The following is a 7263-nucleotide window of genomic DNA, read 5'->3' on the forward strand; positions in this document are numbered from 1 at the left end:
TTATCTACTTCTGAATTTTGGGCAACTATTCAGTCATTAATAAGACGCTGTTTACTGGATAAATTACCATCAGAAACCTCGTCCTATTTTCCTATTAATCCTGTGTTTAAATCCTATCTTAAAAGAAATCCTAACGATTAGGATTATCTCTTTACAAATAGATGCGATCGCCTTTTTACCTTTAACTATTTTGTAAGACTTGTAAGAATAAATTTGGGGATAAAATTTGTGTATGATGATAATGCTTTAGCGGTAAAATGTGTTTTTTATCTAAAGAAACTAGATAATCAGCACCTATTTCGTAAGCGGCTGCCAAAAACATATTATCATTTGGATCAACCTGATCGAGTAGCGTTGCTTGATAAATGCCTTGAATTTTGATAGCAGTATAAAAAATAGCCGTTAAAATCTCCTTAATATCATTTCTGTCAATATTTTTCACTAATAGTTTTTCAACCAATTCCTCCAATAATTGAGGAGAAATAACTAACTTAAATCTACCCTCCCGCCAATAACGAATAATTTGACAAGGCGCACTGTTAGGATTTTTACTTAACAAAGCTGAAAGAAAAACCGAAGTATCAAGAATAACAAGAGGTGAATCTTGAGCAAACATCATAGTAAATCAGATTCTTCTAAGTTTCCTGAAATTCTCACACAAGCGTCATCAAATTTTTGCCAAACTTCATGATAACAATTATCGGGCATATTTTGAACCTCATTTAATGTTTCCATAATCAAATCTTTGACCTGTTTTCTATTTACATTTTCTTTGAAACCTTCTAAATGCTTGTGTAACTGCTCTAATAACCATTGTTTATCTTCAACCGAAAAATCTCGTAACTTTTGTTCCAGTTCAATAATTTGAGGGGATATCATAAAATTAACTCCTGACCAAGATTAGTTTAGTTTAATGATAACAAAAGCTTCAAATTTAAAGCTTTAACTAAAGATTACCTTGTTATAAATATCTGCTATCTCCACCTCAACCCGCAAAGAGTTTAAATGAATTATCCTATCAGATTCATAAGCTGTAAACACCCAGCAATCGCCTTCCTTTTGAAAATGTTCAATATAACATTTTTCCTGAGAAATCAATAAATATTCCTGAAAGGTTGCAATGGTTCGATAAGCGGCAAACTTTTCTTCTCTGTCGTAATTTGCCGTTGAAGCAGACAAAACCTCAGCGATTAAAACAGGATTAATTAAAGTATCTTTGCGTCCTTCTTGATAAGTGAGAGGTTCAGACACTACCATAATATCAGGATAGGTAGCTATTTGACGCTCAGGTATCCATAAACGTTGATCGGTGACAAAAACGGCATAGGGTTGATTCTTTAGTCCAGTATATAAAGCCACTAATAAATTACTAATAATGCGGTTATGAGTCGGTGTCCCTCCTGTCATAGCAATAATTTTTCCATCCAGATATTCATGACGAGTTTGGGATTGTATTTCCCGCTCAAAATATTGACTAAGAGTATATTTTCCAGTGAGAGCGGTCATAATGATGATTTTTTGAGAATAAGCATTTTGCAGCGTTTTTCATTGTTCCCCAATTCTAACAACAAAAAAGCACCCCCTCGCGGGAGTGCCTTTTCGTTCAGACTAGGAATTAACCATTGATAGCAGGAGCAATCAGAGCTACGGGAGCCTGTTCACCACTAGCTAAGTCTAAGGGGAAGTTGTGTGCATTACGCTCGTGCATTACTTCCATACCGAACAATCCTGTGCGGCATGGGTGATGTTTAAATGGGATTATGACTGATTTGAACAGCTTCCATCATTCCCTTATCTTCAGGATCCAAATTTTCATCTTTAGGTTCCGAATTTTGATCTTTTTGAGGATCCAAAATTTGAACAACTTCCATCATTCCCTGATCTTCATGATCCAAAATATGACAGTGCAGAACAAATTTCCCAGTAAAACGAGTATAGCGACTGTAGACAGTTTGCGTTTCGTTTTTCTCAATTAATAATGTATCTCGCCAAATTCGCTCTTTGTTTCCATTGGGATCTTTGCGATCAACCTGAAAAGGATTCACATGAATATGAAAAGGATGAGTAGGACCAAGTGAATCAGAAGCAGTCTTTAGCTCCCATGATTCCACCTTACCCAAGGTAAGATTTCTGACATTTTTAGGATCAAAAGGAGCGTTATTAACCTTAAATATGTTCTTACTTTCGTCGTTTTTGTCCTTAATAATACTGAAGATAACCTCCTGAGGTTTACCGGTTATTTCACTAGGTTGAATATCCTTAGGGGCATTTTTAGCTTTAAATGTAGCTAATTGATCATCACTGGGTAACTTCATATCCATAGGTTGACCCTCAACAATTACTTTAGCAAGGATACTGCCCGTTTCGGCTACTCCTAATAAAGACTTTTTGGATGTTGTAGGTTTATCAGACAACAAATACACCTGTTCTGTTTGATTATCTGGAAGCATTTCAGCTTTAATCAGAACATCACTACGATAACCTGGTTCAAGCTCAACTGGGCTATTTTTCCATGAATCTAACTTACCTAAAGCAATACCATCAACAGCAATTTCATGGAGGGGGATTTGAACCCGATCATTCCGTAATTCTAGTTGAATACTTTCCCGAATTCCTGCATGGATAAAACGCCAACGTTGCACTTCTCCGGGTCGCATTTTAATAATCGGTACAATTTGGCCATTAATGGTAACATGTCGTTTTGAGTCCTGCCAACCTGTAGGACCGAATGGCTCATAGTTTTCAATTTCCTCCTTTTTGCCATAGTTTTCAATTTCCCCTTTTTGGTCATAGACAATTTGCTGCACAACAAAAATTTTCTCCTCTGCATCCTTAATTTCTGGAATTTTATCTTCTTCTTTATCTTCCACAATTAAGGCCCCAGCCATGCCACTAGAAACCTGTAATGCAGTTGAACCATGAAGATGAGCATGATACCAGTAAGTTCCTGTTGGATGATCTTTCGGAACTTTAACTTCAATCATATATGCTTTTGCTGGCTCTCCCTCTTTTGCTCTTGGTTTCATCACCCTTAAGACGTTATCACTACAGCCACTAGGGCTAACATGAAGGCCATGGGTATGAAAATTAGTAACATTAAAATCATGAGGTTCGTTCTTAGTTTTAGTCTCCATCTCATAAGAACAACCCCCATCCCCATCGGTTTGTTGATTCGTCTGGTGATTGTCAGGATGATCTTGAGGCGGCAAATCATTAATCAATGTTATGCGAATTGTATCTCCCGGTTTAACCCTTAATGTGGGACCGACTAACTTACCATTATAAGAGCGCAAATGCACTGGACAACCAGCGATATTATTATCCCCATATTTAACCGTTAAGGTGGTTGTTAATACATCATCGTTAGAAGTAATTTCCTCTGGATTTTTGAAATCCTGTTCAGCATAAGTTTTGTATAAAGTATCTGCACTGTTAATCGGACGAAAATTACAGGGATCGGGAACTTTTATCGAATCGGTTGCATCGGATGCATAGGCATAATTCGCAGGATACAACAACAACAAAAATGACAACAAAATAGCAAACAAACTCTTCATTTTTTTCTCACTACCTATTGGTTACACAAACAAAAACAACAGCAAAACCCTCAAAAATTTGTCTTATAAATAAACCAAATCTTTCGAGATTATTTTACTTCTTGATTCAGTCAATTACTGCAAAATTATATTGTAATTTTGGTAATTTACTACCACGATGTTGAATATCTAAACGGTATTTTGCACTATCAATTAAGTTTTCTGGAATCTGATCCAAGGGAAAATAAGCAATCACTTCCAAATGAGTTAAACAGTTAGCACACTTAACCACATTGCGACGACTGAGAACGGAATGACTACCCAGATAATATTCTTTAAATTGGCCATTCTCGTCTTTAACGGTTGCATAAACTCTTAACACAAAAGACCCCTGAAATAAAGCCCGATTAATACCTCGAACCATTAATTTTTTATGACTATAACCACTTTCCAATACATTGAGAGGGACTTTTTTCTCCAAAGAACCAGGTGCGTAAGTATAGCCTAAATCTTCCTCGATATTAATACAATCTCTGGAAGTATAAACATTACCAAATTGATCTTTGACAAATGGGTTGAGAGGAGTATACAAATTGAGAGGAGTATCTGGTGCAATTCCAGGAGTGGGACCTTGATCATCACTAGAATTGGTCCCAGCGTAACCCTGAATGACCTCAATTGTATCTTTATCGGTGAAACCGTTCTGTTTCTGCCATAACCAAAACATTCGATCAACATTACAATGATGAAAGAAAAAAATCGGGTCCATTGCCGCCGTGTTATTTTCCCCCATGTCACCGTTTGCCCCAGCAAGTAGTCCCGCCTCTTGAAGACCTGATGGACTGGGTATATCAAACCCCCCTATCGCTAAATGAATGTCATTGTGGGGAGACTCTAAAGAAACCACATGATTAGCATGATCCAAATTCCACTGATTAGCTGAGGTGGTATTGGAGAAAACAGTGTAGTTTGGGGCATGAAGACATTGTTGATATTCCCAGTAAGTCCCTTTCGCTCTGGGTGAGTCCGGTTCTGGTTCTGGTTCTCTCGGTTCCCGACCAGTAAGCCAAGCCACTATATTTTTATTTAGGAGTTCAGTATTTTGGCTAGGATGGGGATACTGAGCATTATGGGACTCGGTAGCCGCCCGGGCCTCTGGTGTGCCGACTAAACCCGATAAGGGATAACGCACGGTTTCATAGCCTTTGGGTTTTTCATAAGCTCTATCGTCACTGGGGATAGAATCCGACAAGGCTTCTGGTAATATGAATGATTTCAACGGATTATCGATTATTTCTCCGTCAAGTTCAAATTGGGCTTGAGTCAAAATCGCAGGAATCCCATGTTTGATGCTGTATTCATCGGTTTCGTCCCAATAGGGCATTGTCACATCAGGTACGATACTTTGTAGGGCTTCCTCTAATTTGAGTACATATACCCTGTGCCATGTGGGGAACAACACATTACCATGATTACAATATCCCCCCCAATAGACATATTGATCCACTTGGGAAAGCTCGTCAACTTGTTTTCGATATTGAAAAGGTTCTCCGTGATAACCCCCAATCACGAAAAATGAACGCTTATCTGTGATGGGAAGTTCCTGAATCCCTTTCCATGCCCGAATTAGGTCCTCAAGCGGTTTTTTATTACCGCAATCATATTGGTCTTGTAAATAACCAATAGAATAGCGTATTTTTAGGGGTGGAGATCCAGTCATATTTGACTCCTAATACTCAATGGGATTTGTCGAAAAAGACCGATAATTCGACTTTTCAAGTGATCTACGCAGTAAATTATTGCTGGTACTGGATAAGTAGTGAAAACAAGAAATCGAATTTAGCAATTTAAGCCGATGATAGTTGTTCCCAACATCTCACACAACCAAAGTTTACCAACTTAAGGAAAAAGTCGATAAAATTCTCCCAACCCTTACCCCGCCTAACTTACAGCCCTTCCACCCTCTCGCAAAAATCCTTAACTTGGGAAAAATCCCCAACTTTACCAACTTAAGCTCAAACTTTGTCAAAATATCCTGACAATCTGCCCACACTCCGACCCCCAAATTTTTGCTTCATACCCAAGACCACAAAAACAGCGATCTATAGCGGTTCTCGCATCTGTGCGGCACACTTAAACCTTTGCTGATTAAGCTGTTCAGGATCGGGAATGTACCTCTTGTGAATCAGAAATGCTATAAATCAAGAACGGCATCGCTATAATCTGGAATATCCCCCCATCCCAAACCAGCTATGACCGCCAAAGAACAACTCCTAGAGGAAATCGAAACCGCCTCCGATGAAACCAACCACTAACTCCTCGACTTCCCCCATCAAACCCAAGCCGGCAAAACTAAACAACCCTTTTGGCAATTCATTGAAGAACTAATCGCCGATATTCCCCCAGAAGTCTTAGAAACCTTACCCACCGACGGAGCCGAACAACATGATCATTATCTTTATGGCACACCAAAACATTAACGATGAAACTCATCTTTGCTGATACATTTTATTGGATTGCCTTGATTAATCCCAGAGATAACTGGCACTTTACTGCTTTGGATTATGCCCAAAAATATGCAGATGATTACCTAATAACCACCGATGGCATTGTAGATGAAACCCTCAATTATGTTGCAACAAAAGGTTCTATCATGCCTCGAAAATCTCTAGCGACCTGCCCCTTCAAATCCCTCAAGAGGCGAATATGGAAATTATTTCTTATACGCCTCAACTAAGACAAGCTGGATTTCAACTATTCGATGAACGTCCTGATCAAGGCTATAGTCTCACAGATTGCATTTCTAGGATTGTGATGAAACAAATGGGAATTGATGAAATACTCACCCATGATAGATATTTTGCCCAAGAGGGTTGAACTATTCTTTTTTAGCTTCTTTTTTGATAACTAAGACAGAATCCCATTATTTATCTCCAAAGAATCGGGCATCGTCGGGAAATTTATGAAGCATAACGGTGATCCCCCCATTCAATCGCTAAATAACGATAGACTCCCATAGGTTAAGGACATAATAACTGTTCAAGGAGAATCATCGGTGATCTCACCTAGTTAAAATCCTGACTCCTAGTGCAAACTTTAAATCTTGTAAAAAAAGTAATTTTTTGTATCCCCATTGATTACCATAATAGAAAATTATGCTGACCTCTATGTTGATGGGGCAACTTATGGAACAGTCAAACGGTAAATCCTCTCGCCAACGCGGCGTCATATTAACCTCCATCGGCTACCAAAAACTGCACCGTGCTAAAGTGAATTGGGAAATAAAACAAAACACTCGCTGCACCTTAGACATTCTTAGCCAACAAACTGGACTGACCGCCAATACTCTCAGTAAAATTTTTAGTCGCTCTGTCGCCGTTGATAAACGTAGTCTGTACGTCTGCTTTTCTGCCTTTAATCTCGATTTAGACGGTAAAGATTATTTATCCAGTTTTACCCTTGCCTACAAAGACCGCCAATTGTCACATTGGGGGATAAATATGAACTGTTAAAAGATCAATGATTGCGGCCTATAACAGAACTGTCTTTTATTCTCTCATAGCCACTGGTTATCCTTCCCTTCTCAACAAAAAAGCACCCCCTTGCGGGAGTGCCTTTTCGTTCAGACTAGGAATTAACCATTGATAGCGGGAGCAGTCAGAGCTACAGGAGCCTGTTCACCACTAGCCAAGTCTAAGGGGAAGTTGTGAGCGTTGCGCTCGTGCAT

7 protein-coding genes and 4 pseudogenes are annotated in these 7263 nt (G+C 38.8%); 4 read left to right on the forward strand and 7 right to left on the reverse strand.

The annotated features are described in order from the left end of the window. Positions 1-141, forward strand: a pseudogene (locus tag O9295_RS27275) (ATPase); the annotation flags it as partial. A 40-nt stretch (positions 142-181) separates the two neighbouring features. On the opposite strand, the gene O9295_RS05425 reads toward O9295_RS27275, so the two are convergent. The 6 genes and pseudogenes from O9295_RS05425 to O9295_RS05450 form a co-directional block, all read right to left on the reverse strand. Then, positions 182-619 (reverse strand): putative toxin-antitoxin system toxin component, PIN family, encoded by a 438-nt coding sequence (locus tag O9295_RS05425; protein WP_288032231.1) that lies wholly within the window; start codon positions 617-619, stop codon positions 182-184. Further along, on the reverse strand, positions 616-879 hold the full coding sequence (locus O9295_RS05430; RefSeq protein ID WP_149988396.1) for a hypothetical protein: 264 nt from the start codon (positions 877-879) through the stop codon (positions 616-618). The genes O9295_RS05425 and O9295_RS05430 overlap by 4 nt, the downstream gene beginning before the upstream one ends. 63 nt (positions 880-942) lie before the next feature. Continuing rightward, positions 943-1506 (reverse strand): Uma2 family endonuclease, encoded by a 564-nt coding sequence (locus O9295_RS05435; protein ID WP_288032233.1) that lies wholly within the window; start codon positions 1504-1506, stop codon positions 943-945. A gap of 109 nt (positions 1507-1615) precedes the next feature. After that, positions 1616-1720: pseudogene (locus O9295_RS05440) on the reverse strand (photosystem II protein D1); the annotation flags it as partial. Positions 1721-1748: 28 nt separating this feature from the next. Continuing rightward, positions 1749-3557: a multicopper oxidase family protein gene (locus tag O9295_RS05445; protein ID WP_288032234.1), complete on the reverse strand. Its 1809-nt coding sequence runs from the start codon at positions 3555-3557 to the stop codon at positions 1749-1751. Positions 3558-3663: 106 nt separating this feature from the next. After that, entirely contained in the window at positions 3664-5256 is a 1593-nt protein-coding gene (locus tag O9295_RS05450) for a tyrosinase family protein (protein WP_288032236.1), read from the reverse strand. A 532-nt stretch (positions 5257-5788) separates the two neighbouring features. Between O9295_RS05450 and O9295_RS27715 the strand changes: the two are divergent. The 3 genes and pseudogenes from O9295_RS27715 to O9295_RS05460 all read left to right on the forward strand — a co-directional run bounded on the left by O9295_RS27715 (position 5789) and on the right by O9295_RS05460 (position 7048). After that, a pseudogene (locus tag O9295_RS27715) lies at positions 5789-6016 on the forward strand (hypothetical protein). A 2-nt stretch (positions 6017-6018) separates the two neighbouring features. Further along, on the forward strand, positions 6019-6273 hold the full coding sequence (locus tag O9295_RS05455; protein ID WP_261779634.1) for a hypothetical protein: 255 nt from the start codon (positions 6019-6021) through the stop codon (positions 6271-6273). A 448-nt stretch (positions 6274-6721) separates the two neighbouring features. Next, the gene (locus tag O9295_RS05460) at positions 6722-7048 is read left to right on the forward strand and encodes a hypothetical protein (protein WP_147072700.1); all 327 of its coding nucleotides are present in this window, start codon (positions 6722-6724) and stop codon (positions 7046-7048) included. Positions 7049-7170: 122 nt separating this feature from the next. Here the strand turns inward: O9295_RS05460 and O9295_RS05465 are convergent. Continuing rightward, a pseudogene (locus O9295_RS05465) lies at positions 7171-7263 on the reverse strand (photosystem Q(B) 2 domain protein); the annotation flags it as partial.

Source organism: Microcystis sp. LE18-22.4A (genome assembly GCF_027531105.1).
GTDB lineage: Bacteria > Cyanobacteriota > Cyanobacteriia > Cyanobacteriales > Microcystaceae > Microcystis > Microcystis aeruginosa.